Below are 23934 nucleotides of genomic sequence, written 5' to 3' on the forward strand. Positions count from 1 at the left end.
CGGTATTCCGGGGCATGCTGCCGATCCACGACGTCCTGCCTCTTGTGGAAAATGCGCTCGGGAGGAGCTCGACCGTCGTCCTGGTCGCCCCGCCGGGCGCGGGCAAGACCACGGTCGTGCCGACGGCCCTGCTGGATCGGGGCATCGTCGGCGGCGGAAAGATTCTCATGCTCGAACCCCGTCGGCTGGCCGCGCGTGCCGCGGCAGAGCGCATGGCGGAGCTGCGGGGCGAGGCGGTCGGCGAGACCGTCGGCTATCGGACCCGTCTGCACAGCCGTGTGGGGCCGAACACCCGTGTCGAGGTGATCACCGAAGGGATATTCACCCGCCGGATCATCGCCGATCCCGGTCTGGAGGGCGTATCCGCCGTCCTGTTCGACGAATTCCACGAGCGCAGTCTGGACGCCGACCTGGGCCTGGCCCTGGCGCGTCAGGCCCAGGAGGTGCTGCGCCCGGACCTGAAGCTGGTGGTCATGTCGGCTACCCTGAACGTGGCGGCCCTGGTGCGGACCCTGGGCGATCCGCCCGTGATCGAGGCCGAGGGGCGGACCTTTCCGGTCGAGACGATTTATCTGGGCCGCGTCGTCACCGAACGGCTTGAGGTGGCGGTGACGCGCGCCGTGCGCCGAGCCCTGGCCGAGACCGCGGGTTCGGTTCTGGTCTTCCTGCCGGGGCAGTCGGAAATCCATCGGGCGGGACGCACTCTGGCGGAGGCGGCCCTGCCGTCGGGTGTCGAGGTCGTCCCCCTTCACGGCGGGCTGGATCGGGTCGTGCAGGACCGGGCTGTGACCCCGCCGCCGGCTGGTGTACGCCGGGTGATCCTGTCGTCCGCCGTGGCCGAGACCAGTCTAACCCTGCCGGGAATTACCGCCGTGGTCGATGGCGGTCTGTCGCGCGTGCCCCGTTTCGATCCGGCCAGCGGCCTGACCCGCCTGGCGACCGTGCGGGTCAGCCGGGCCTCGGCAGAACAGCGGAGGGGACGCGCGGGCAGGCTGGGGCCTGGGGTCTGCTACCGGCTCTGGGACCGGCAGGAGAGCCGCGGCCTGATCCCCGAACAACCCGCAGAAATCCTCGAAGCCGACCTGACCGGACTGGCGCTCGATCTGGCGCGGTGGGGCGCGCGGTCGGCCGAGGGGCTGGCCCTGATCGATCCGCCGCCCGTCGGGGCCTTTGCCGAGGCGCGAGCGGTACTGACCCGGCTGGGGGCACTGGACGCGCGCGGCGACCTGACCCCGCACGGGCGGCGGATGGCCGAGCTGCCGATGAGCCCCCGGCTGGCCCATATGGTGGCGGTGGCGTCGGACCGGGGGGATGCCCTGACCGGTGCCCGCATTGCCGCGATTCTGGGGGAGCCGGGACTGGGTGGCACCGCGACCGATCTGCGCGACCGGCTGGAGGCGCTGGAGCGCGACCGCTCGCCACGCGCCCGCGACGCGCTGAAGCTGGCCGACCGCTGGGCGCGGCTGGCGGGGGGCGGGCAGGGGGGCGAGGTTGATGCCGGCCTTCTGGTTGTCGAGGCCTTTCCCGAGCGGGTGGCGCGGGCGCGGGGCAAGCCGGGCGAGGTGAGGCTGGCGTCGGGGCGCGGGGCCTTTCTGGAGCCGACCGATGCGCTGGCGTCCGAGCCTTGGCTGGCGGTGGCGGAGCTGAGCGGCGGGGTCAGCGGCGACCGCATCCGTCTGGCCTGTCCCCTGGACATCGAGGCCTTGGGGCACCGGACGGTTGAGGAAGAGCAGCTGGTGCGCACGCCGTCCGGCCGGATGGAGGTGCGCCGCCTGAAGCGGATCGGCGAACTGGTGGTCGAGGAGGTCTCGCTGGGTGCACCGGACAAGGGCCGGGTGGCGGACCTGTTGAAGGGCGAGGTCGAACGGGAAGGTCTCAAGGGTCTGCGCTGGGGCGAACGCGCCTCGGGCCTGCGGGCGCGGCTGGCCTTTTTGCGAGAGCTGGATGACGGCTGGCCGGATGTCTCGGACGAGGGCCTGATGGCCGCGCGGGAGGTGTGGCTGTGGCCGCTTCTGGCCGGTGTGCAGGGGCTGGAAGGGATTTCAGATGACGCTCTGGAGCAGGGACTGCGGACGCTGATCCCATGGGACCGGGTGCGAGATCTGGACCGGCTGGCCCCCGCGCGGCTGGAGACACCGCTGGGCTCGACCGCCATCGACTATGCCGCAGAGGGCGGGCCCCGCGTCGACATCCGCGTGCAGGAGCTGTTCGGCGTGAAGGTCCATCCGACGGTCGGCGACGGTCGTGTACCGCTCACACTGGCCCTGCTGTCGCCCGCTCGCCGTCCGGTGCAGGTGACCAAGGACCTGCCGGGGTTCTGGAAAGGCTCATGGTCCGCCGTGCGCGCCGAGATGCGCGGCCGCTATCCCCGCCACCCCTGGCCGGAGGATCCGGCCAATGCCGAAGCCACGACACGGGCCAAGCCCAGAGGGACCTAGCGGTCCTCGGTCGCGGCATAGGCCATGATGCCGGTGGCGACGGCGAGGTTCAGGCTGTCGGCGCGGCCGCGCATCGGGATCTTGACATTGACGTCGCAGGCGGCGGCGAGGGCGTCGGTGAGGCCGGCCTGTTCATTGCCCATCAGCACCAGACTGGGCCGGGTGAAGTGGGCCGATCCCGGGGCCTCGGTGGCGTCCAGCCGTGTGCCGATGACGCTGCCGGGCCAGGACTTGCGCCATTCGAGGAAGGCCTCGGGCGTGGTGCGGGTGAGGGTGACGGCGAACACCGAGCCCATGGTGGCGCGCACGGCCTCGACCGAATAGGGATCGACGCAGTCGCCGATCAGGATGACGCCGCCACAGCCGGCGGCATCGGCGGTGCGGATGATGGTGCCCAGATTGCCGGGGTCACGCACCTGTTCCAGCGCGATCCAGGCCGGAGCCGAGGTCGGGTCGATATCCTCCAGCGGCGTATAAACCTGGTCGAAGACGGCCAGCACCGTCTGGGGATTATCACGGCGGCTGATCTTTTCGAGGATGGGGTGGGTGACGACCACGATCTCGCCGCCGGCCGCCTCGGTCGCCGCACGTGCCCGGTCCAGCAGGGCGTGGGGCCGCGCCTCCATCCCGACCATCAGCAGGCGGGGGGTGCGCCCCATATCAAGGGCTTCGCCGATGAACTTGAGGCCTTCTGACAGGAACTGGCCGGTGTGCTCGCGTTCCTTTCGCATATGCAGGGCGCGCACCGCCTTGACCGTGTCATTGGTGAGCGAAGTGATCAGGCGTTCGCTCATGTCGCGGACCACCGGGAAAAGAAGCTGAGGCCGATGGCGCGGCCGTTCTCGCCAGCTTCCGCGAGGGCCAGTTCACCCCAGTCGATGCGACCCGCGCGGCCGGCGGTCGCCTGATCCATCAGATGGGCCAGCGACAGGCCCGAGATGCGCGCCGCATAGGCATTGAGCAGCAGAAAGTCGGCCTGCGGTTCCAGAATGGCGGCGCAATCGGCCAGCAGGCCGGGCAGGTCCTCGAACAGGCGCCAGACCTCGCCCGTCGGCCCGCGCCCGTATTTCGGAGGGTCGAGGATAACGCCGTCATAGAGCGAGCCGCGCTTGCGCTCGCGGGCGACATAACGCCGGGCGTCCTCGACGATCCAGCGGATGGGCCGGTCGGCGAGACCCGACAGCTCGGCATTCTCGCGCGCCCAGGCCACGGATTTCTTCGAGGCATCGACGTGGGTAACCTCGGCTCCTGCGGCCGAACAGACCAGAGAGGCGACCCCGGTGTAACCGAACAGGTTCAGGATGCGGGTCGGGCGCTTGCGGGCGCGGATGCGCTGGTCCAGCCATTCCCAGTTGGCCGCCTGCTCCGGGAAGAAGGCGAGGTGGCGGAACGGCGTAAAGCGAGCGGTGAAGCGGACGTCTCCCCAGCCGAGCGGAAAGGCGTCGACCGGCTTTCCGGCAAAGCGCCAGCGGCCGTCGTCGTCCTCGTCCTGCGGATCGAAGGTGGCATCGGCCCGGTCAAAGGCCGAGGCATCGCGCGGCTCCCAAACGCACTGGGGCTCGGGCCGGACGACGGTATGGCGGCCATAGCGCTCCAGCTTTCGGCCATGTCCGGAGTCGACGAGGGCATAGTCGGCCCAGTCGCGCGTCATCAGAACATCAGGGTGTGGGGACAGTCTCGAGGCCATGGGGGCTGCTTAAGCGCACCGGCGGTCCGGCGTCCAGCGCGGCAGCCCCGGTTTCGGGCGGAAGGTCGGGCTCCGGATCCGGGCGGTGGCGCGTCTTGTCCCAGGCGAAGGGCTCGGTCACCAGCCGCCAGGCGGCATGGACGAAGGCGAGGCTGAGTAGCGACCAGTAGGCCGGGGCCTGGACGACATCGATCAGGCTGTAGGGAATTCCCGCCCGCCTGGCACCGATGAAGGCCGAAACCCAGGCCATGCCCGCCCCCAGCATCAGGACCCCCAGCGCCGGTATGGGCGTCGAGGGCGTCAGACCCGCGACCGCAGCCACAAGAACCGAGGCCGCGACCCAGGCGACCGAGGGGGCATGCACTGCGGCCGAGGCCAGCGACACGCCCACGGTCATCACCAGCGCCAGAAGCCCGCGCAGTCCCAGCGACAGGGGCCGGCGCGTATGCACGCCCCAGGTCTGCATGAACCCTTTCATCCACCTGGTTCTTTGAGGCAGCCAGGCGTCGAGGCCACCGGGCGGGGTCTCCCACGTCGGACGCGTCAGGACACCCAGCCGATAACCCGCTCGCCACAGGCGAAAGCCCAGATCGGCATCCTCGGTGACGTTCCAGGCATCCCAGCCACCCACGCGCTTCAGGATGTCGACGCGGAAGTGGTTGCTGGTCCCGCCGAGAGGAAAGGGAAGGCCCAGCCGTGTCATGCCGGGCAGGACCACCTCGAACAGGGCGGCATATTCGACGGCAAACTGGCGATCCAGAAAGGGTGAGGCCTCCGGGCTGCGGGTGCGCCGCCGAATGCGCAGCGGGGCCTGAAGACAGGCCAGGCGACCCGTCGCATCCCGGGCAAAGCAGGCGGCCGCTTCCCGCAGCTGCAGGGGATCGGGATCGTCCTCGGCGTCGTAGACGGTGATCAGGCGACCGGTGGCCCGGGCCAGGGCATGGTTGAGGGCCCGCGGCTTGGTGCGTGGTTCGCCCGGCGGAACAATCAGGATCGACAGCCAGTCAGGACGGTCGGCCGCATAGGCGGCCTCGATGGTCTCGTGGTCATGCGCCTCAAGGGCCAGAAACCCCTCGAGCCGGTCGGCAGGATAGTCGAGGGCCGCCAGATTCTCGACCAGCTGCGGCAGGACCTCGGCCTCGTCGTGCAGGGCGGCAACCACAGTGTAGCGGGGCAGGGGTGCAGTGCTGACTTGCGGCACACGACGTCGTCCGGAGGCGAGGATCAGGGCCAGTCGCCAGAGAGCGCAGGCGAGGAAGATCGCGGGGACCGCGAAGGACAGGATCGCGTGAAGTCCGGCCGGATCGCGCCAGACCCAGCCAACCAGTCCAGCCCCAACGGCGATCACGGAGAAGCCTTGCCCCCATGTCAGCGACCGTCGGCTCGCGCTGAGTGCAGGCGGCGGGCCAGACGCCTCTGCCACGCGGCTTCCCCGCTCGTCTCTTGCTGACGCGTCCATGTCCCCTCCCGATCAACGGGTTAGCCATGATGAGCACGCGGGACAAGCCGGAGCCTCCGACCGACCGCCAACTGGCGCCCGGCGACAAGAGTCAGTATGGCTGGCCGCAACCGCATGGAGGACAGGCTTGCCTGCGACAGCCCCCCGTTCCAGATCCCGGCGCAAACCCAAGGGCGAGGGTCATTTCCGGCGCGAGGAAATTCTGGCCGCCGCCGAGGGCATCTTTGTCGATCACGGCTATGAGGGCGCGACGATCCGCAAGATCGCCGACGCGGTTGGCCTGTCGTCGACCGCCCTTTATATGCATTTCCCCGACAAGGCGGCGATCCTGCACGAGATCTGCAAGGAGGCGTTCCAGGCCCTGACGCGGGCCCAGGCCGTGATCATGGAGGCTGACCTGCCGCCGGAACAGCGCCTGCGACGCCTGATCGAATCCTATATCGCCTTCGGGTTCGACAATCCGAATGCCTATCGCCTGATCTATCTGACGCGCCCGCAAGAGGCCGAGGGTGCAAAGTCGGCGGCCCAGGAAGTCGGCATCGGCCTGTTCCGGGCGTTCGAGACGGTCGTCCGGGAGGTCGACGCCGCCGGGCATCTGAAGGTCCCCCCGCGTACAGCGGCCCAGGTAATCTGGGCCGGAGGGCACGGCGTTGTGTCCCTGCTGATCACCAAGCCCTATTTCGACTGGGTGGAGCGGGACCAACTGGTCAAGGCCACGCTCGACGCCGTGTTCGACGGCCTGATTCGGGCGTGACCCGGTCGGCCCTGCCGGTCATCGTCACCCTCCTGCTGCTGGCGGGGTGCGGGTCCGCTTACAGCGAATCCGGGGGCGAGAGCCTGCGGGTTCTGTCGCTGGATCAGTGCGCGGACCAGTATGTGATGGCGATGGGCGAAGGGCATGAGTTGGCCCTGTCGCCGCGCGCGGACGACCCGGACTCGTGGCTTCGCGCCGAGGCCACCGGGCACAGGATGCTGCGCCCGACGCTGGAGTCGGTGGTCGCCTGGGCCCCCGATGTCGTCGTGCGCTACTGGGGTGGGGATGCCCGGTTGCTGGCCCAGCTGGAGCGTCAGGGGGTGAGGGTCGTGACCCTCGCCGACGCCGCCGACTTCGCCTCGGTCGAGCGGAGCATCCTCGATGTGGCGCAGGCTCTGGATCGTCGCACCGCGGGGCAAGCCCTGATCGACAGGATGCGCGCGACTCTCGACGACGGCGCATCGTCGGAAAGGGCACATCCGGTTGCCGCCCTGTATCTGACGGCCGGGGGCTTCACCAGTGGCTCCGGTACCCTGATCGACGCCAGCCTGACGGCTGCGGGGCTTGAGAACGCCGCCGGGCATCCCGGATTCGGCGCGGTGCGGGTGGAGCGGCTGGCCATGGACCCACCCGACCGGTTTGCCCTCGGCTTCTACGACCAGACGCGCGCTGACCGGCGCGGTCCGGGGCGGCATCCGCTGGTAAAGCGTCTTGTCGAGGAACGGCCGAATGTCCGGCTGCCGGCCGGCATGCTGACCTGTCCCGCCTGGTTCATGACCGAGGCCGTGCCCATCTTGGCCGACCTGCGGGACGCACAATGACGGTGGCGCGGATCAATCTGATGCTTGCATTGGCACTCGCGCTCGCCCTGATCGCGGCGCTGACGCTCGGCGAGGTCGGACTGAGCGGGGCGCAGTATGGGCTGGCGTTCAGAGACCCCGGGTCGGGGCCGGGACTGATCCTGTGGCAGGTGCGGGCGCCGCGCGCCGTCTGTGCGGTGTTTGTGGGCGCGGCGCTGGGTCTGTCGGGCGCGCTGATGCAGGGGCTGCTCCGCAATCCTCTGGCCGAGCCGGGCGTGCTGGGCGTGTCGGCCACCGCCAGTCTGGGAGGCGCGCTGGTGCTCGTCGCGGGGGCGGGCATGGTCACCGGCGCGGTCGAACTGGCCGCCCTGGCCGGAGCCGGCATCGGGGCGGCGGCGCTGGTTGCCTTTGCGGCGCGTATCCGGGCCCCGGAGGCCCTGATCCTGTTCGGGGTGGCCCTGTCCAGCTTTGCCGGGGCGGCGACCGCCCTGATCTTCAACCTGTCGCCTTCGCCAATTGCGACGGCGGAGGTCATGGCGTGGCTGCTGGGCTCGGTGCAGAACCGGGGCTGGGGGGATGTGTTGTGGGTCTCCGCCGCGCTGGTGCCCGCCGCCGCCCTTGCCGTGCTGAGCGCGCCCGGGCTGAAGGCCCTGTCTCTGGGCGATGAGACGGCGCGGACGCTGGGCCTGCCGCTGGACCGGCTGAGAGTGCTGGCGCTGATCGCCGCCAGTCTGGCCGCAGGCGCCGCTGTCGCGACGGCCGGTGTGATCGGCTTTGTCGGTCTGGTGGCCCCGCACCTGGTGCGGGCGTCGGTCCGGGCAGATCCGGGACGCGTATTGATGCCCTCGGCGCTGGCCGGGGGACTGATCCTGGTTATTGCGGACCTGATGACGCGTATCACCCCCACGGATCAGGAGCTGAAGCTGGGGGTGTTCACGGCTCTGGTCGGCGCGCCGCTGTTTGCCCTGATCGCGTGGCGCGCCGCCCGCGCGTGGAGAGTCTGAGTATGGCCTCCACACCCCGGCTGAAGATCGAGGGCCTGAGCCTGTCGCGCGGCAAGCGGACCGTCGTGCACGACGTCAGCCTGTCGGTGATGCCGGGCGAGCTGGTCGCATTGGTCGGGCCGAATGGAGCCGGCAAGACCAGCCTGATGCAGGCCGTGTGCGGCCTGATGAAGCCGGAAAGCGGGCGCATTGCGATCGATGGAAAGGCTCTCACCACCCTCGGCCCCCGCGAACGGGCAAAGGCACTGGCCTATCTGCCGCAGGATGGGACAGTCGCATGGAACCTGCCGGTGATCGAGGTGGTGGCGCTGGGGGCTGTGTTCCTTGAGCCCGATGGGGCGAGGGGCCGCGCGATGGCCGCGCTGGAGGAGGTCGAGGCCGGGGCGCTGGCGGACCGCGGCGTTGCCGAGCTGTCCGGGGGCGAGCGGGCGAGGGTGCTGCTGGCCCGTGTGCTGGCGTCAGACGCGGGCCTGCTTCTGGCGGACGAACCCGTTGCTGGTCTCGACCCGGAAGGTCAGCTGCTGGTGCTGGAGCGGCTGAAGGCGCGGGCTGGAGCAGGCCAGACGGTGGTGGCCAGCCTGCACGACCTGTCGCTGGCGGCGCGGTTTGCCGACCGGGTGATCGTCATGGATCGGGGCGAGGTCCGCGCCGACGGGGCCCCCGCGGTGGCATTGGATGCCGCCATACTGGCCGAGGTGTTCGGACTGGCCGGACGCTGGCTGGACGGAACCGGGGCCCCGGTGCTTGCGCTGAGCCGCCTCTAGTTCGCGAGAGACAGATAGGGCGTCGGGCCTGATCCGCCGCGCGCCAGATCCTGTGACAGGGTCAGCTCGGCTGTGCCATCGCCGAGTCGCGCCTTGTAAATCTGCATATTCTCCATGACCCGCATCATATAGTTGCGCGTCTCGGTGAAGGGCGTGCACTCGATGAAATCCACCGGGTCAACGATGCCGCCGCGCGGGTCGCCACAGCGGGCGATCCACTGGGGCGGCCGGGCCGGGCCGGCGTTGTAGCCGACAGCCGCCAGGATCATCGACCCGCCATTGGCGACCATCAACTCGCCGAGATGATAGCTGCCCAGCGTCATATTGTAGTCCGGGTCCCAGAGGCGTTCGGCCGAATAGGGCATACCCAGGCGGCGGGCGACGCCGGAGGCCGTGGACGGCAGGAACTGCATCATGCCGCGGGCGTCGGCGGTGGACACCGCCCGGGGATCAAAGCTCGACTCCTGACGGGTGATGGCCAGGGTGAAGGCCAGGGGAGCGGCACCCGCAACCTCGGGCGGGATGCGGATCGGATACTGGCGACCGGGCATGAGCCAGCCGCGCTGGCTGGCAGCGCGTCCGACCATCATCGAGCCGAACCGGTCGCCGAAACCGAGCACCATATCCATCAGCTGGGCGACGTCGGCGGCCGTCGGCAGGGTGTCGTCGAGATGATAGGCAAAGGCGCGGAGCAGCCCCGCTTCGCCGGCTTCCCCCGCCATGCGGGTCGCCTGAACGACCTCATTCCGTTCAAAGGCCGCGCGGGCCTCGGGCGTGATCTCGGGATCGGCGGGCAGGATGATGCGCGTCTGACCCGCCTTTTCAGCCGCCAGCTGGCCATAGAAGGACTGGATGTGCACGGCACCGGCGGCATAATGGCTTTGCGCCGTCGCCGTGTCGCCCATGGCCTCGGTCGCGCGTCCTAGCCAGTAGAGCGCCCGCCCCTGGGTGATCGGAGTGCCGGACATCTGCCGCAGGGACTCGAAATGGCGCGCGGCCCGGGCGGGGTCGTTCAGTTTCACCAGGGCGACCCAGCCTGCGAAGAATTCCGCATCGACCATGCGCTCGCCGCCGGGGAAGCCATGGCCCGCCATGGAGTCATAGGCCGCCTGCCAGTTCCGGACCTCCAGCGCGTCGAGGAAGTAGTTGCGACGCTCGCTCCAGAGGGTGTTCTGGCCGTCGGAGTGGGTCGGGGCTGCGGGCAAGCCCGCCAGCAGGGCGAAGCCTTCTCCCCGTCGCCCCTGGGAACGCAGGATGCGGACCCGCTCCAGCACGACGGCGGGGTGACCCGCCTGGGCCGGGGTCAGACCGGCGACGATGGCATCGGGCGCATAGGCAGTGCGCAGGGCGAGAACCGCCTGGGCGATGGTGCGCTGTTCGGCCCCGACCCGGTCGATCATGGCGCGGGTGGCGGGCCCATGGGGTCCCAGCAACAGCATGTTCAGCCGCGCCTCGTCATCGGCCGGCGCGATCCAGTTCGGCCAGATCGACAGGATGCGGGTCTGATTGGCCGCGTCGAAGGACTGGTTCCGCCACCAGTCGCGAATGATGGGGCGCGCCTCATCGCCCCGGCCCATGGCCTCGAGCGCCAGCGCCAGACCGATGGCGCCGTCAACGGTCAGGGGCGGGCGGCCGTCGAAGAAGGCAATGACGTCAGCGGGACTGGCCGCGCTGCGGGTAATCGCGCGCTCCCCCGCCATGATGCGGCTTGCAGCGCGGGGCCAGTCGGCGAAGGTCACGCGGGCGCGGGCCAGTTCCTCGAAGCTCATCAGGTCCGCCGAGGTGTCGACGAGGGCCCACTCCACCATCTTGCGGGCCGTGGCGTTTCCGATCCCGGCCGCCAGGCTGCGGGCACGGTCGATGTCCCGGGCGCGGGCTGCTGTGAGTGCCTGATTGAGCAGGCGGGCTTCGGCCTCGCTGAGCAGGCGGACGGTCGCGCCATAAGGCACTTCCTGGGTCCGGGTGGCGGACTTGGAGGCGGGTAGCCAGGTCACCGATGACAGGTTGGAAACCAGCACCTCGGGCGCGGGGGCGCTGAGGGCCAGGATCGTGGCCAGGATCGATGTCAGCATGGTTTGTCCTAACCCCATCATCTCGGTTGCGGCGGCTCAAGGCGCCCCTTACGTTCGAAACCTTTCCGCAGACTCGCTAAAGCCCACGCGAAGGACCATCGTTCCCATGACCGGCCCGACTTTCAAGGGCGTGATCACCGCCTTGATCACACCTCTTCGTGACGGAAAGGTGGACGATACCGCCTTGACCGCCCTGGTGGAACGCCAGATCGCGGCCGGAGTCCACGGCCTCGTGCCCATGGGAACCACCGGCGAGAGCGCGACCCTGACGGCGGAAGAGCACGCACATGTGATCGAGGCCGTGGTCGCGACCGTGGCGGGCCGTGTGCGCGTGATCGCGGGGGCGGGTTCGTCCTCGACTGCGGCCGCCATCGACAAGGTTCGCCACGCCAAGACCGTCGGCGCGGACGGGGCTCTGGTGGTGACTCCCTATTACAACCGGCCCTCGCAGGAAGGCCTGGCCCTGCATTTCGAGGCCATAGCCGAGGCCGTGCAACTGCCGGTGCTACTTTACAACGTGCCTGGCCGGACCGGCGTGGATATGTCGAACGAGACGGTGGCGCGGCTGGCCAGACACCCGAACATCGTCGGCATCAAGGATGCCACGGCGGACCTGGCCCGGGCCAGCTGGATGCGGACCCATGTCGACGGCCGCTTTGATCTCATCTCAGGCGATGACCCCAGCTTCCTCGGCTATCTGGCCCATGGGGGGCACGGGGTGATTTCGGTGACGTCGAATGTCGCGCCCGAGGCCATGGTGGCGCTTTATGACGCGGTCCAGGCCGGCGATCTGGAAAGCGCCCGCCTGTGGCAGGATCGGCTGATCGACCTGCACAAGGCGCTGTTCCTCGATAATTCACCGGCGCCGACAAAATACGCCCTGTCGCAACTGGGTCTGTGCAGCGAAGAGGTACGGCTGCCGCTGGCGCCCACGGCCGATGCGGTCAGGCCGGCCATCGACCGCGCCATGAAGGCGGCAGGCGTTCAGTGATGGCGCAAGCACCCACCCAGAGGCGTCCTCAGTCAGACAAAAAGAAATATGCGCCGAAGGTGATCGCGGAGAACCGACGCGCGCGCTTTGACTATTTTCTGGATGCACCGGTCGAGGCCGGGATTGCCCTGGTCGGGACCGAGATCAAGGCGTTACGGGCCGGGCGGGCCAACATCGCCGAAAGCTATGCCGCCATCGAGGGGCGCGAGATCGTGCTCGTGAACGCCGATATCCCGCCCTATGCCCAGGCCAACCGGTTCAACCATGAGCCGCGACGTCCGCGAAAGCTGCTGCTGCACCGGCGACAGATCGACCGGATGATCGGTGCCGTTCAGAAGGAGGGGCAGACGCTGATCCCTCTCAAGCTTTATCTGAACGAGTCGGGCAAGGCGAAGGTCGAGCTGGCACTGGCCAAGGGCAAGAAGCTGCACGACAAACGCGAGACCTCCGCCAAACGCGACTGGCAGCGCGACAAGGCCCGCCTCCTGCGCGACAAAGGCTGACGCCGGCCCCTTAGCCGAGGGGCTGGGCTTCGATCACATCGACCAGTTGGGTCTGGCCCATCTGATCATAGATGCCGAGCGAGGGCCCTTGAGCCCGTTCCCAGGCGAAACCCGCCGCCGACAGGGCGACCGCCGCCACAACCGCCCAGAGGGCAGTCTTACGCTCGGCAGGGGTGAAGAAGTGGGTGTTCGTACGCATGACAGCCTCCTGTGGGCCGAAACGCGGGCTCTCGCGGAGATGTTCCCGCGAAGATCAGTCTACACCCGTGAAGGGAAAAGCCTGTGTCCGGGCCGCCACATTCGCCTGTAAGGCGAACAATGTTCGATCACATTTGGATGAGCGCGCGGGCCCGTTCGAAGATCTCTCGGAACATCAGCGGGGTCAGGCGCCCGGTGTTCGTGTTGAGGCGGGAGCAGTGATAGCTGTTGAGCAGGACATAGGGGCCGATCCGGGCCTCGGACCCGTGCCCTGCAGCCATGGCCGAGGCGGGTTTGCCCAGCGCCTTCAGCACATTGCGGCGCGAGACGTCGCCCAGCGTGACGATCACCCTGAGGCGAGGCAGGGCGTCAAGCCGGGCCGTCAGGAAGGGACGGCAGGTGGCTTCCTCGACCGGCAGGGGCTTGTTGCCGGGCGGCGCGCAGCGCACCGCATTGGTGATCATACAGTCGATCAGCCGCAGCCCGTCGTCAGGCCGGGCGTCATAGGTGCCTTGCGCAAAGCCTGTGTCGATCAGCGTCTGGTACAGCAGCCAGCCGGCGTGATCGCCCGTGAAGGGGCGACCCGTGCGATTGGCGCCGGTGCGACCGGGTGCCAGGCCCGCTACCAGAAGGCGGGCCTCGGGATCGCCGAAGGACGGCGCGGCCCCGTTGAACCAGTCGGGTTCACGCCGTGCGTTGTCGGCACGATAGGCCACCAGCCGGGGGCACAGTGGACAGTCGGCGGGCGGCTCGGCGACCGGGGCAGGCGGTGTCATGCGTCGTCGCGAACCGTGCGGGGGCGGCCATAGAGGGTCTTCAGATCGGCCAGCTCTACGAAGTCGTCGGCCTGACGGCGCAGTTCGTCGGCGATATGGGGCGGCTGGGTCTTTAGCGTCGAAACGACCGACACCCGGCACCCCTGGGACTGGACCGCCTGAATCAGCCGCCGGAAGTCGCCGTCGCCCGAGAACAGGACGGCGTGGTCCAGGCGCGGCGCCATCTGCATCATGTCAACGGCGATCTCGACGTCCATATTGCCCTTCATGCGAACATGGCCGGAGGCGTCGGTGAAGCGGCGGACCGGCTTGGTGACGGTCGAAAAGCCGTTGTAGCCCAGCCAGTCGACCAGCGGGCGTACGGGCGAGAACTCCTCGCCCTCGACCACGGCCGTGTAGTAGTAGGCGCGGACGAAGCGCGACCGTTCACGCACATCATCCAGCATGGCCTTGAAGTCGAGATCGAAATTCAGCGACCGGGCCGCCGCATGAAGGTTGGAGCCGTCTATGAACAGTGCCAGACGCTCGTCGGGATAGAGGTGCATCGTCGATGTCCTTTGAAATATGTAGGGCCGAAGGATGACCCCGGGGTAATATGAACACACCTGTCATCATCGCTCTGGGCAGCAATGACAAGGGGTCCTGGACAGATATAGGGGCCTTGCTGGGTGCTGCCGTTCACGATCTGGAGAGCGCGGGAGTGAATGATCTGCGCCGGTCGCGGTGGTGGCGGTCGTCAGCCTGGCCGAACCCGGGGGACCCTGCCTTTCTGAATGGCGTCGTGCGCGGCAGATGGGACGGGACAGCGGCGGAGTTGATGGCCACTCTGGCCGGTATCGAGGACCGGTATGGACGGCGGCGTGCGGAGCGAAACGCCCCCCGCACCCTTGATCTGGACCTGATCGATTTCGGCGGTGAAATCCGGGAGGAAGCCGACCTTGTCCTGCCGCATCCGCGCGCCGCTGAACGTCTGTTCGTCATGGGCCCGCTGGCGGAGGTGGCACCGGACTGGAGGGACCCCGTGTCGGGCCGGCCGGTGAGCGAGCTGGCCGGGACCGCGCGGATCGGATGTGATGCGGTTCCCTTGGACGACCAGACGCCTCATTCCTGCCGATGTGGCGTTGCACAATCGGGCTGAAGCCTATATTTTGTCAGGTTCTCCCAGAGGTCGAGGAATTTCATGGCGCGCGTCACTGTCGAAGACTGCATCGAAAAGGTGCCGAACCGGTTCGGTCTGGTCCTGCTGGCCGGTCACCGGGCCCGCAACATCGCCAAGGGCGAGGCGCTGACCATCGATCGCGACAATGACAAGAACCCGGTCGTCGCCCTGCGCGAACTGGCGGACGACACTGTGTCGCCTGACGAGCTCGCCGAAAATCTGATCACCAGCCTGCAACGGGTGGATGAGCGCACCGAGGCCGAGGATGAGGCCGAAACCCGGGCCCTGCTGGCCGAGCCGCAGCACATGAACATGGCCGAGGCCGAGCTGATCCGCGCGCTGCAGAGCGACCGCGACGGTGGGCAGGAGGAGCGCTACTGACAGCGGAACCGAACACGGTTGTTCCTCTCCGCCCGAAGCGGTCCCGTACCGCACCGGTTGCCAAACTCGCCGAAACCGAAATGTACCCCACCGCAGCCCCCGAGCGGCCGCAGGGCGAGCGCATGCGCGTGCTGCGCCAGTTCGAACTGGTGGAAACGGTCAAGGCCTATGACCCGTCCGCGGACGAGGCGCTGATCAACAAGGCCTATGTCTATGCGATGAAGATGCACGGTTCGCAATTGCGGGCCTCGGGCGATCCCTATTTCGCCCACCCGATCCAGGTCGCGGGCATCCTTACGGACTACAGGCTCGACACCGCGACCATCGTTACCGCCTTGCTGCACGATGTGGTCGAGGACACTTCCGCGACCCGCGACGACATCGCCGCCATGTTCGGCGAGGAAGTGGCCGAGCTGGTCGAGGGGGTAACCAAGCTGAGCCGGCTGGAGCTTCAGGCGGAACACACCCGTCAGGCCGAGAACCTGCGCAAGTTCATCCTTGCCATTTCGCGCGATGTGCGGGTGCTGCTGGTCAAGCTGGCTGACCGCCTGCACAACATGCGCACCCTGCAATATGTGAAGCCCGAGAAGCGCGAGCGCATCAGCCGCGAGACACTGGAAGTGTATGCGCCGCTGGGTCGGTCGATCGGCATCCATTCGATCGCGCTGGAGCTCGAGGAACTGGCGTTCGAGCATCTGAACCCGATTGCCCATACGGCGATCAAACGTCGTCTAGAGGCCCTGAAGCAGGAACAGGGCACGGCGCTCGAGGATGTCGCCCGGGAAGTTCAGGATCTGCTTTCGGCCAAGGGCGTCGAGGCCGAGGTCATTGGCCGCCAGAAAACGCCCTACTCGATCTGGCGCAAGCTGCAGCGCAAGTCGGTCGGCTTTTCGACCCTGTCCGACATCTACGCCTTCCGGGTCATCGTGGAGACCGAGGACGACTGTTATCGCGCGCTGGGGGTCATCCACCGGGCGTGGCGCATGGTGCCGGATCGGTTCAAGGATTTCATCTCCACGCCCAAGTCGAACAACTATCGGTCGCTGCACACGACGCTGGTCGGGCGGGGAGGGGTGCGGATCGAGACCCAGATCCGCACCCGCGAGATGGACCGCATCGCCGAGGACGGCGTGGCCGCCCATTGGCGATACAAGAACAAGTCCTATGGCTTTGACCGCGAGGCCATGGAGAAGTCGGGCGGACGCGACCCGCTCGATAATCTGCGTCGGCTGGTGCAGGTGATCGAGACCGGCGAGGGCGGCGACGACTGGGTCGAGCACGCCAAGATGGAGATGTTCCTCGATCAGGTGTTCGTCTTCACACCCAAGGGACAGCTGATCACCCTGCCGCGCGGTGCCATGCCGCTGGACTTTGCCTTTGCCGTCCACACCGAGGTCGGCGAAACCGCCGTCGGGGTGAAGATCAATGGCGAGCTGAAGCCGATGCGGACTCAGCTCAACAACGGCGATGTGGTCGAGATCATCCGCGGCACCAAGCGCGAGGTGCCGGTGGACTGGCGCTCGCTGACGGTGACGGGCCGCGCGCGGGCAGCGATCCGCCGCACGATCCGCAGCTCGGAACGGGAGGAGTTCCACAAGCTGGGGCGCACCACTCTGGAGCAGACCCTGACCCGGGCGGGGAAGCGACTGGCCGACCTGGTGCTGGTCCCCGCGCTCGAAACCCTTTCCATCGACACCGAAGATGCCCTGTTCGAGGCCATCGGCCGGGGTCAGGTCCAGGCCACCAAGGTGGTGGAAATCCTGTTCCCGGCGCTCAAGGGACAGGTCAAGGCCGCCCACGACCGGCGACGGATCGAGGAGAGCGAAGCCCTGCTGTATGTGCGCGGCAGCGGTCTGACACCCGGTATCAGCATCCATTTCGGCCACTGCTGCTCGCCGCTGCCCGGGGATCGCATCGTCGGCATTATAGAGCCGGACAAGGGCCTGACGGTCCACACGATCGACTGCGGCCGGCTGGTCGAGTTCAGCGAGGATGACAGCCTGTGGCAGGATCTGCAGTGGACCCCGCGGGCCGAGATGAACGCCACGGCGGCCTCTCGTCTCAAGGCCACCATCCGGAACGCCCCGGGTGTCCTGGGGCAGGTCGCGACCCAGATTGGCGAGGCGGGCGGCAACATCCTGAACCTGGTGATGACACACCGGCAGCAGGACTTCTTTGATGTCGAGATCGACGTCGAGGTGCGCGATGCCCGCCATGCCACGACCCTGATGGCGGCCCTGCGGGCCAATGCCTTTGTCGATTCCGTAGAACGCGTGCGCGGATGATGGCGGACACGCCGCCGGAAAACTCGGCCCAGATGGCGTCGTCCTCCTACCGCCTGCCCGCGCTGGATCAGGACTTCCTGCTGGGCGATTCCATGCGGGGTGTCAGGTTCCTGCTGGAATACGCCAAGGCCGAGGAGGCGCTGCGCGCCTGGGGCGTCCGCTCGACCATCGTCGTGTTCGGCAGTGCGCGGGTGAAGCCGGGAACATCCTGGTATGAAACCGCCCGCGAGTTTGGGCGGATTGCGTCTGAACGGGGCGGAGCTCTCGACGGCAAGGTCGGGGAGGTGCGCGACAATGTCATCGCGACAGGCGGCGGACCGGGCATCATGGAGGCGGCCAATCGTGGCGCGACGGACGTCGGCGCCCCCTCGGTCGGCTTCAACATCACCCTGCCCCACGAGCAGGCGCCCAATGCCTGGTCGACACCCGAGCTGACGTTCCGCTTTCACTATTTCGCCATGCGCAAGATGCACCTGGCCATGAGGGCCAATGCGCTGGTGGTCTTTCCCGGCGGGTTCGGCACTTTTGATGAGTTGTTCGAACTGCTGACCCTGCGCCAGACCGACAAGGCCCCCCCCATCCCCATCGTGCTGGTGGATCGGGCCTACTGGACCTCGATCATCCGTTTCGAGGCCTTGGTCGAGCACGGCATGATCGCCCGAACGGATCTGGACCTGATGGGGTATGCCGACGACGCCGAAGGCATCTGGCAGGAACTGCTGAGCCGTGGCCTGAAGCCGCATCAGGACCTGGAATAGGACCGAGCCGCAGGCTTTCCAGCGGCCGCCTTCAGAGGCTAGAAGCGACGCATGAACACCGAAGACGTCCTGAACGAATTTCGCCATGCTGGGGCCCTGCGCGAGGGCCACTTCGTGCTGTCCTCGGGGCTGCACAGCCCGGTCTTCCTGCAGAAAAATCTGGTGTTCATGGACACCGCCCGCTGCGAGCGGCTGTGCAGGGCCCTTGCCGACAAGATCACGGCCACGGTCGGGCCGGTCGATGTGGCCATTTCCCCGGCGGTGGGCGGAATCATTCCCGGCTATGAGACCGCCCGGCACCTGAAGGTTCGCTCTCTCTATGTCGAGCGGGAAGGGGGCGAGTTCAAACTGCGGCGCGGGTTTACGGTCGAGCCGGGCGAGCGCGTCGTCATGGTCGAGGACATCGTCACCACCGGCCTGTCCTCGCGCGAGTGCATCGCGGCCATCCGCAAGGCGGGCGGTGACGTCGTGGCCGCCGCCTGTATCGTCGACCGGTCGGGGGGGAGGGCCGATGTCGGCGTGCCTTTGATCGCGCTGGCAACGCTGGATGTGCCCGCTTACCCGGCCGACGCCCTGCCGCCCGAACTGGCCGCCCTTCCGGTCGAGGACCCCGGCAGCCGCAGACTGGCAAAGGGATAGACCATGGCCGAGCGGGTGCGTCTGGGGGTCAATATCGACCATGTGGCCACGGTGCGGAACGCCCGTGGCGGGCGGCACCCCGATCCGGTCCGTGCGGCCGAACAGGCCCTGGCGGCCGGGGCCGATGGCATCACCGCCCATCTGCGCGAGGATCGTCGCCATATCACCGACGCGGACATCGAGGCGCTCAGCGGGCTTTGCGCCAGGGCTGGACGTCCGCTCAACCTCGAGATGGCCGTGACCGACGAGATGCTGGCCATCGCCCTGCGCCATCGTCCACACGCCGCCTGTCTGGTGCCTGAGCGGCGCGAAGAGGTGACGACGGAGGGCGGACTGGCCGTCGCGGGCCATGAAGGGCGGATTTCCCCCGTCGCTGCGGCCCTCTCCGCCGCCGGAATCCGCGTCTCCCTGTTCATCGAGCCGACGCCGGAACAGGTTGATGCCGCCCACGCGGTCGGAGCCCAGGTCGTGGAGTTCCACACTGGTCGCTACTGCCACCTGTCCGGTCGTGACAGAGCCGGGGAGTTCGAGCGGCTGCAGGCCGCTGCGACGCGCGCCTTTGATCTCGGGCTGGAGGTGCACGCCGGCCACGGCCTCGACTATCAGACGGCGACCGACATGATGGCCATCGCCGAGGTGCGGGAGCTCAACATCGGCCATTTCCTGATCGGAGAGGCAGTGTTTGTAGGCCTGCCTGAGGCCATACACCGCATGCGCGCGGCCATGGATGCCGCAGCGTGATCGTCGGGGTCGGGGCCGATCTGTGCGACATTCGGCGCATCCAGGCGTCGCTGGACCGGTTTGGCGACCGGTTCAGGCAGCGCTGCTTCACCGAACTGGAGCGCACGCGATCGGATCGCAAACCGGACCCGGCCTGGAGCTATGCCAAGCGGTTCGCGGCCAAGGAAGCCTGTGCCAAGGCCCTCGGCACCGGCATGCGGGCGGATGTCTACTGGCGCGACATGGGGGTGGTGAACCTGCCCAGCGGTCGGCCGACCCTGCAGCTGACCGGACATGCCGCTGAACATCTGGCGCGACTGACACCGTCCGGCCACACTCCCACTATCCATTTGACGCTCAGCGACGAGCATCCCTATGCGCTCGCCTTCGTGGTGATCGAAGTCTTGCCCGTCACATAATCACGCTATAGGCCTTTCACGCCTGTGCGCGGCACACCGGGGGTTTTTGCCATGACTGAAGACAAGAAGACGACCGAGACGGACGATCACGCCGTGCCCGCCGCGACGCCGACGCCGGAACCCGTCGAGGTGGAAACGCCCCCTGTCGAAGCGGCCGTGGCCGAGCCTGCTGAAGCGGAGCCTGTCGCTGGGGACGTGGAGGAGCCCGTGGCGCACATTGAGCCCGAACCCGCCGTCGAGGTGACCCCGGACGTCGAACCGGTCGTGGTCCCCGAAGAAGCCGCCGAGCCGGTGGCCGCTCCCGAGCCCGAGCCGGTCCCGGCCGAGGCCATGACACCGCCGCCCGAGCCGATCGCCGCCGCCGCTGCCCTCGCGGCGGCATCGTCCGGCGCCGGTTCGGATCCCTCGCGACGCCCGGTGTGGAGCGACGACGGGGATGCCCGCGACGGCGACGATGGGGACGATGGCGGTGACGGCTCCGACGGCGGCAAGAGCGGCAAGAATGAGTGGGTCGAGATCATCAAGACCGTCGCCATCGCCCTGTTCATCGCCATTCTGCTGCGGATCTTCCTGTTCCAGCCCTTCACCATTCCGTCGGCCTCGATGGAGCCGAACCTGTACGAGGGCGACTACATCGTCGTGTCCAAGTGGAGCTATGGCTATTCCAGGCACGCCATCCCCTACAGCCCGCCGCTGTTCGAGGGACGCATCCTGAACCGTGCGCCCGAACGCGGTGACATCGCCGTCTTCAAGCTGCCCAGCGACAACAAGACCGACTACATCAAGCGTGTGATCGGCGTGCCCGGCGACCGGGTGCAGATGATCAACAATGTGCTGCACCTCAACGGCGAGCCGGTCGAGAACGTCGTCGTCACCGGCGAACAGGTGGCCGACATGTTCAACGGCCAGACGGTCACCACCCTGCGTGAGACCCTGCCGAACGGCCGCAGCTATCAGATCCAGGACTTCGGACCGAACTACAGCCTGGACAACACGCCGGTGTTCGAAGTGCCGCAGGGCTACTACTTCATGATGGGCGACAACCGCGACAATTCGATCGACAGCCGCGAACAGGGCGCCATGGGGGTCGGCCTGGTCCCGGAAGAAAACCTGATCGGCAAGGCCGAAATGATCCTGTTCTCGTGGCACCAGGGCGCGCGGCTTCAGAACCCGGTCAGCTGGTTCACCAAGGTTCGTTTCGACCGCTTCTTCACCGTCCTGAAGTAGCGGATGGCGGATCGGCGGAGCGAGGCTGTCGGGGCGCTGGTCCGGACACTGGGATACGATTTCCGCGATCCTTCCCTGCTGGAGCGTGCCCTGACCCATCCCAGCGTGGGCGAGGGCGCGTCCCGGGATGCCGTCGGCCGGCCCATTCTGGACAACCAGAGGCTTGAGTTCTTTGGCGACCGGGTGCTGGGCCTGCTGGTCTCTGAACGGTTGATGCGCGACTTCCCCCATGCGGACGAGGGCGAGATGTCCTCGCGCCTGCATGGTCTGGTCGACAAGGCCGCCTGTGCCCGGGTGGCCGAGACGGCTGGCGTGGGGCCGGCCCTGCGGATGTCCCCCGGCGAGAGCAAACAGGGGGGGCGGCGCCGCGACGGCATCCTGGCCGACGCCATGGAAGCCATCCTGGCGGCCGTTTACTTTGACGGAGGGCTGGACGTCGCGCGCCAGGTGTTTGAGCGCCTGTGGAAGGACGAACTGGCCAATCCATCCTCACGAAGCCTCAGCAATCCGAAATCCGTCCTGCAGGAGTGGTCGCTGAAGGTCGGGCGGGGGCTGCCGGCCTATCGCGTCGTCGAACGAACGGGCAGTGATCACGCCCCGACCTTTCGCGTCGAAGTGACGATCAGCGGCACGGATGCCTTGACCGCGACCGGTCGTTCGCGTCAGGAGGCGGAGAAGGCGGCCGCCCTGGCCCTGCTGAAGCGTGAAGGCGTGATTTGACCCCAGATACCTCCCAGACCGGAACCCGGGCCGGATTCGTGGCTGTGATCGGCGCGCCCAACGCCGGCAAGTCCACCCTGGTCAATCGGCTGACGGGCTCCAAGGTCTCGATCGTCACCCAGAAGGTGCAGACCACCCGGTTTCCGGTGCGTGGCATCGTCATGGATGGCCAGACCCAGATGGTGCTGGTCGATACGCCCGGCATCTTCAATCCTCGACGCCGACTGGACCGCGCCATGGTCGCCTCGGCCTGGGAAGGGGCGGAGGAGGCGGACGCCGTCGTGCATCTGGTCGATACGTCCGCCCAGATGGCCATTGGTGAAGGCAAGGGGTCGCCCGCCGACCGCCGCGCGGTCGAGGATGTCGAAACCATCATCGAGTCGCTGAAGGGGCGGGACAGCAAGGCCATCCTGGCCCTCAACAAGATCGACGGGCTGAAGCGCGAGTCGATGCTGAAGGTCATGACCGAGTTGTTCAACACCGGGGTCTACAGCGATGTCTTCCTGATTTCAGCGGCGACCGGTGACGGCGTGCTGGACCTGAAGGCTCATCTGGCCGGCCTGATGCCGGAGGGGCCATGGCTGTATCCCGAGGACCAGAGCGCCGACCTGCCGCTGCGCGTCCTGGCGGCCGAGATCACGCGCGAGAAGGTGTTCCTGCGGGTGCATGAGGAACTGCCCTATTCGGCGGCGGTCGAAACCACGGCCTTTGAGGAACGCGACGACGGGTCGGTGCGGATCGAGCAGACCATCTATGTCGAGCGCGACAGCCAGCGCCCGATTGTGCTGGGCCGTTCCGGCCAGACCCTGAAATGGATCGGCCAGAAGTCGCGTGAGGAGCTGACCCTGCTGTTGGATCGGCCCGTTCACCTGTTCCTGACCGTCAAGGTCGATCCGAAATGGCAGGACTCACGGGCTCTTTACGCGCAGTTTGGGCTGACATTCGATATCTAGGGTCAGATGAGACCCTTACCGATTCTTGCCGGCCTTGCGGCGCTGGCTGTTCTGATCGCAATGGCATGGACGGTGGCGGTGCGGACCGACGCCGCCCATGGCACGGCCGAGGCTGCGTCCGGCCCTGCTGTCCGGGCCCGCCCGCCAGTCATGGTGGTCGAGGACATGCCCCGGCTCAAGGCATCCCTGGATGCCATGGCCGACAGCGGCCGGTTTACCGGCGCGGTTCTGGTGGCGCGTGGAGACCAGGTGCTGTTCCGGCAGGTCTATGGCATGGCGGATCGCGAGGCCGGCCGCCCCTTCGAACTCGACACCCCCCTGCGGCTGGCGTCGGTCAGCAAGATGTTCACGGCTGCCGCCATCCTGCGGCTGCAGGACGAGGGCGTGCTGAGCGTCGAGGATCCGGTCTGTGACTGGATCGCCGACTGTCCGCAGGCGTGGTCGGACATCCGCGTCGGGCATCTGATCTCTCACCAGTCGGGTATTCCTGACCTGATGGCGCGGCCCGGTTGGGGGACCCGGCGCGTCACCCCGGCCACGCTGGATGAGCTGACCCGCGACAGCGCGCTGTATAATCTGCAGTTCGAGCCGGGGAGTCGGGTCCGCTACAACAACGCGGGCTTCAATCTGGCTGCCGCCGTGGTCGAGGCTGCGACGGGCATGCCTTTCCCGACCTATCTGGAGCGCACCTTTTTTGAGCCACTGGGCATGACCCGCACGGGCTATGACGCGGTGCCGGACCTGGCCATGGGCTATGCGAATTTCCCCGCGGGGGTTACGCCCCAACCGGGAGCAAATGTCAGCATCATTCCGGGGGCGGGCGCCCTGTCGTCGACGGTGGACGATCTGCTGGCCTGGACATGGGCGCTGCATCGCGGCGGACTACTAAGTCCCGAGGCCCATGCGGCCCTGATCGCGGATCACGCGCCGGTCGATACACCCGACGAACGCCGGGGCGGACCGCGCCGCCACTGGGGGTATGGCCTGTTCACCCGGGCATTGGGCCTACAGGTCGAGCCGGCGTTTGACGACGTCCAGATTTATCACACCGGCAGCTGGTCCGGCTTTCGCAACATGGTGATCTGGCAACCCGAGGGAGAGGTCGTCGTGATCGTTCTTGCGAACAACTACCACCGGCGGGACGAGGTTTTCCTGATCAGCCAGCAGGCCGTGGCCGAGGCGCTGGGACGGCCCTTTCCCGAACGGATCGTCCCCCGCGACTGACCC

Annotated in this window: 25 protein-coding genes; 18 read left to right on the plus strand and 7 right to left on the minus strand. The window is 67.7% G+C overall.

Annotation, left to right across the window (positions count from 1 at the left end; translation table 11 throughout):
- Nucleotides 1-14: 14 nt before the first annotated feature.
- The gene (gene hrpB / locus IBJ06_RS03215) at nt 15-2438 is read left to right on the plus strand and encodes an ATP-dependent helicase HrpB (protein WP_292157168.1); all 2424 of its coding nucleotides are present in this window, start codon (nt 15-17) and stop codon (nt 2436-2438) included.
- Here the strand turns inward: hrpB and IBJ06_RS03220 are convergent.
- From IBJ06_RS03220 to IBJ06_RS03230, 3 genes are read right to left on the minus strand one after another with little or no spacing between them, the layout of a single operon-like run.
- On the minus strand, nt 2435-3232 hold the full coding sequence (locus tag IBJ06_RS03220) for an RNA methyltransferase (RefSeq protein ID WP_292157170.1): 798 nt from the start codon (nt 3230-3232) through the stop codon (nt 2435-2437). The two genes, hrpB and IBJ06_RS03220, sit on opposite strands and share 4 nt — an antisense overlap.
- Nucleotides 3229-4125: a class I SAM-dependent methyltransferase gene (locus tag IBJ06_RS03225; protein WP_292157172.1), complete on the minus strand. Its 897-nt coding sequence runs from the start codon at nt 4123-4125 to the stop codon at nt 3229-3231. The genes IBJ06_RS03220 and IBJ06_RS03225 overlap by 4 nt, the downstream gene beginning before the upstream one ends.
- Complete coding sequence (locus IBJ06_RS03230) at nt 4097-5473, minus strand: glycosyltransferase family 2 protein (protein ID WP_292157174.1); 1377 nt, start codon at nt 5471-5473, stop codon at nt 4097-4099. The genes IBJ06_RS03225 and IBJ06_RS03230 overlap by 29 nt, the downstream gene beginning before the upstream one ends.
- Before the next feature lie 238 nt (nt 5474-5711).
- Between IBJ06_RS03230 and IBJ06_RS03235 the strand changes: the two genes are divergently transcribed.
- Genes IBJ06_RS03235 through IBJ06_RS03250 form a run of 4 tightly spaced genes read left to right on the plus strand, consistent with a single transcriptional unit; the run spans nt 5712 to nt 8906 of the window.
- Complete coding sequence (locus IBJ06_RS03235; RefSeq protein ID WP_292157176.1) at nt 5712-6338, plus strand: TetR/AcrR family transcriptional regulator; 627 nt, start codon at nt 5712-5714, stop codon at nt 6336-6338.
- Nucleotides 6335-7159 (plus strand): ABC transporter substrate-binding protein, encoded by an 825-nt coding sequence (locus tag IBJ06_RS03240; RefSeq protein WP_292157178.1) that lies wholly within the window; start codon nt 6335-6337, stop codon nt 7157-7159. Before IBJ06_RS03235 ends, IBJ06_RS03240 begins: the two co-directional genes overlap by 4 nt.
- Nucleotides 7156-8142: an iron ABC transporter permease gene (locus tag IBJ06_RS03245; RefSeq protein WP_292157179.1), complete on the plus strand. Its 987-nt coding sequence runs from the start codon at nt 7156-7158 to the stop codon at nt 8140-8142. The genes IBJ06_RS03240 and IBJ06_RS03245 overlap by 4 nt, the downstream gene beginning before the upstream one ends.
- A 2-nt stretch (nt 8143-8144) precedes the next feature.
- Nucleotides 8145-8906, plus strand: a complete 762-nt coding sequence (locus tag IBJ06_RS03250) for an ABC transporter ATP-binding protein (RefSeq protein ID WP_292157181.1) — start codon at nt 8145-8147, stop codon at nt 8904-8906.
- Here the strand turns inward: IBJ06_RS03250 and IBJ06_RS03255 are convergent.
- On the minus strand, nt 8903-10978 hold the full coding sequence (locus IBJ06_RS03255; RefSeq protein WP_292157183.1) for a lytic transglycosylase domain-containing protein: 2076 nt from the start codon (nt 10976-10978) through the stop codon (nt 8903-8905). The genes IBJ06_RS03250 and IBJ06_RS03255 overlap by 4 nt on opposite strands.
- Nucleotides 10979-11084: 106 nt before the next feature.
- Between IBJ06_RS03255 and dapA the strand changes: the two genes are divergently transcribed.
- Nucleotides 11085-11969, plus strand: coding sequence for a 4-hydroxy-tetrahydrodipicolinate synthase (gene dapA / locus IBJ06_RS03260; protein ID WP_292157184.1), 885 nt, complete (start codon nt 11085-11087; stop codon nt 11967-11969).
- Nucleotides 11969-12472, plus strand: coding sequence for an SsrA-binding protein SmpB (gene smpB / locus IBJ06_RS03265; protein ID WP_292157186.1), 504 nt, complete (start codon nt 11969-11971; stop codon nt 12470-12472). Before dapA ends, smpB begins: the two co-directional genes overlap by 1 nt.
- 10 nt (nt 12473-12482) lie before the next feature.
- Here smpB and IBJ06_RS03270 read toward each other — a convergent pair whose 3' ends face one another.
- From IBJ06_RS03270 to IBJ06_RS03280, 3 genes are all read right to left on the minus strand, one after another.
- Nucleotides 12483-12671 carry a hypothetical protein gene (locus IBJ06_RS03270; protein ID WP_292157188.1) on the minus strand — a complete coding sequence of 63 codons (189 nt, stop codon included), beginning with the start codon at nt 12669-12671 and terminating at the stop codon, nt 12483-12485.
- Nucleotides 12672-12798: 127 nt separating this feature from the next.
- Nucleotides 12799-13446, minus strand: a complete 648-nt coding sequence (locus IBJ06_RS03275; protein ID WP_292157190.1) for a uracil-DNA glycosylase — start codon at nt 13444-13446, stop codon at nt 12799-12801.
- Entirely contained in the window at nt 13443-13991 is a 549-nt protein-coding gene (locus IBJ06_RS03280; RefSeq protein WP_292157192.1) for an NYN domain-containing protein, read from the minus strand. The genes IBJ06_RS03275 and IBJ06_RS03280 overlap by 4 nt, the downstream gene beginning before the upstream one ends.
- Nucleotides 13992-14041: 50 nt before the next feature.
- On the opposite strand from IBJ06_RS03280, the gene folK reads away from it, so the two are divergent.
- From folK to IBJ06_RS03335, 11 genes are all read left to right on the plus strand, one after another.
- Nucleotides 14042-14584, plus strand: a complete 543-nt coding sequence (gene folK, locus IBJ06_RS03285) for a 2-amino-4-hydroxy-6-hydroxymethyldihydropteridine diphosphokinase (protein ID WP_292157194.1) — start codon at nt 14042-14044, stop codon at nt 14582-14584.
- 42 nt (nt 14585-14626) lie between these two features.
- Nucleotides 14627-14986: a DNA-directed RNA polymerase subunit omega gene (gene rpoZ, locus IBJ06_RS03290; RefSeq protein ID WP_292157196.1), complete on the plus strand. Its 360-nt coding sequence runs from the start codon at nt 14627-14629 to the stop codon at nt 14984-14986.
- Nucleotides 14987-15066: 80 nt separating this feature from the next.
- Complete coding sequence (locus IBJ06_RS03295; protein ID WP_292157198.1) at nt 15067-17271, plus strand: bifunctional (p)ppGpp synthetase/guanosine-3',5'-bis(diphosphate) 3'-pyrophosphohydrolase; 2205 nt, start codon at nt 15067-15069, stop codon at nt 17269-17271.
- Complete coding sequence (locus IBJ06_RS03300) at nt 17271-18029, plus strand: TIGR00730 family Rossman fold protein (RefSeq protein WP_292157200.1); 759 nt, start codon at nt 17271-17273, stop codon at nt 18027-18029. Before IBJ06_RS03295 ends, IBJ06_RS03300 begins: the two co-directional genes overlap by 1 nt.
- Before the next feature lie 51 nt (nt 18030-18080).
- Complete coding sequence (gene pyrE, locus IBJ06_RS03305) at nt 18081-18668, plus strand: orotate phosphoribosyltransferase (RefSeq protein WP_292157202.1); 588 nt, start codon at nt 18081-18083, stop codon at nt 18666-18668.
- A gap of 3 nt (nt 18669-18671) precedes the next feature.
- A complete protein-coding gene (locus tag IBJ06_RS03310; protein ID WP_292157204.1) occupies nt 18672-19409 on the plus strand; it encodes a pyridoxine 5'-phosphate synthase in 738 nt (245 codons plus the stop codon).
- Nucleotides 19406-19807: a holo-ACP synthase gene (gene acpS, locus IBJ06_RS03315; RefSeq protein WP_292157206.1), complete on the plus strand. Its 402-nt coding sequence runs from the start codon at nt 19406-19408 to the stop codon at nt 19805-19807. The genes IBJ06_RS03310 and acpS overlap by 4 nt, the downstream gene beginning before the upstream one ends.
- Nucleotides 19808-20158: 351 nt before the next feature.
- On the plus strand, nt 20159-21034 hold the full coding sequence (gene lepB / locus IBJ06_RS03320) for a signal peptidase I (protein ID WP_292157287.1): 876 nt from the start codon (nt 20159-20161) through the stop codon (nt 21032-21034).
- A 3-nt stretch (nt 21035-21037) separates the two neighbouring features.
- The gene (gene rnc, locus IBJ06_RS03325) at nt 21038-21754 is read left to right on the plus strand and encodes a ribonuclease III (protein WP_292157208.1); all 717 of its coding nucleotides are present in this window, start codon (nt 21038-21040) and stop codon (nt 21752-21754) included.
- Nucleotides 21751-22707, plus strand: a complete 957-nt coding sequence (era, locus tag IBJ06_RS03330; protein WP_292157209.1) for a GTPase Era — start codon at nt 21751-21753, stop codon at nt 22705-22707. Before rnc ends, era begins: the two co-directional genes overlap by 4 nt.
- A 6-nt stretch (nt 22708-22713) precedes the next feature.
- On the plus strand, nt 22714-23931 hold the full coding sequence (locus tag IBJ06_RS03335) for a serine hydrolase domain-containing protein (protein WP_292157210.1): 1218 nt from the start codon (nt 22714-22716) through the stop codon (nt 23929-23931).
- The last annotated feature ends 3 nt before the right edge of the window (nt 23932-23934 follow it).

Origin of the sequence: Brevundimonas sp., assembly GCF_016742135.1 — a bacterium.
Classification (GTDB): domain Bacteria; phylum Pseudomonadota; class Alphaproteobacteria; order Caulobacterales; family Caulobacteraceae; genus Brevundimonas.

Bases quoted from the DNA above. Each gene is read 5' to 3' on its own strand.
- hrpB (WP_292157168.1), top strand. From the start codon at position 15: ATGCTGCCGATCCACGACGTCCTGCCTCTTGTGGAAAATGCGCTCGGG.
- IBJ06_RS03220 (WP_292157170.1), bottom strand. From the start codon at position 3,232: ATGAGCGAACGCCTGATCACTTCGCTCACCAATGACACGGTCAAGGCG.
- IBJ06_RS03225 (WP_292157172.1), bottom strand. From the start codon at position 4,125: ATGGCCTCGAGACTGTCCCCACACCCTGATGTTCTGATGACGCGCGAC.
- IBJ06_RS03245 (WP_292157179.1), top strand. From the start codon at position 7,156: ATGACGGTGGCGCGGATCAATCTGATGCTTGCATTGGCACTCGCGCTC.
- IBJ06_RS03250 (WP_292157181.1), top strand. From the start codon at position 8,145: ATGGCCTCCACACCCCGGCTGAAGATCGAGGGCCTGAGCCTGTCGCGC.
- IBJ06_RS03255 (WP_292157183.1), bottom strand. From the start codon at position 10,978: ATGCTGACATCGATCCTGGCCACGATCCTGGCCCTCAGCGCCCCCGCG.
- dapA (WP_292157184.1), top strand. From the start codon at position 11,085: ATGACCGGCCCGACTTTCAAGGGCGTGATCACCGCCTTGATCACACCT.
- smpB (WP_292157186.1), top strand. From the start codon at position 11,969: ATGGCGCAAGCACCCACCCAGAGGCGTCCTCAGTCAGACAAAAAGAAA.
- IBJ06_RS03270 (WP_292157188.1), bottom strand. From the start codon at position 12,671: ATGCGTACGAACACCCACTTCTTCACCCCTGCCGAGCGTAAGACTGCC.
- IBJ06_RS03275 (WP_292157190.1), bottom strand. From the start codon at position 13,446: ATGACACCGCCTGCCCCGGTCGCCGAGCCGCCCGCCGACTGTCCACTG.
- IBJ06_RS03280 (WP_292157192.1), bottom strand. From the start codon at position 13,991: ATGCACCTCTATCCCGACGAGCGTCTGGCACTGTTCATAGACGGCTCC.
- folK (WP_292157194.1), top strand. From the start codon at position 14,042: ATGAACACACCTGTCATCATCGCTCTGGGCAGCAATGACAAGGGGTCC.
- rpoZ (WP_292157196.1), top strand. From the start codon at position 14,627: ATGGCGCGCGTCACTGTCGAAGACTGCATCGAAAAGGTGCCGAACCGG.
- IBJ06_RS03295 (WP_292157198.1), top strand. From the start codon at position 15,067: ATGTACCCCACCGCAGCCCCCGAGCGGCCGCAGGGCGAGCGCATGCGC.
- IBJ06_RS03300 (WP_292157200.1), top strand. From the start codon at position 17,271: ATGGCGGACACGCCGCCGGAAAACTCGGCCCAGATGGCGTCGTCCTCC.
- pyrE (WP_292157202.1), top strand. From the start codon at position 18,081: ATGAACACCGAAGACGTCCTGAACGAATTTCGCCATGCTGGGGCCCTG.
- IBJ06_RS03310 (WP_292157204.1), top strand. From the start codon at position 18,672: ATGGCCGAGCGGGTGCGTCTGGGGGTCAATATCGACCATGTGGCCACG.
- rnc (WP_292157208.1), top strand. From the start codon at position 21,038: ATGGCGGATCGGCGGAGCGAGGCTGTCGGGGCGCTGGTCCGGACACTG.
- IBJ06_RS03335 (WP_292157210.1), top strand. From the start codon at position 22,714: ATGAGACCCTTACCGATTCTTGCCGGCCTTGCGGCGCTGGCTGTTCTG.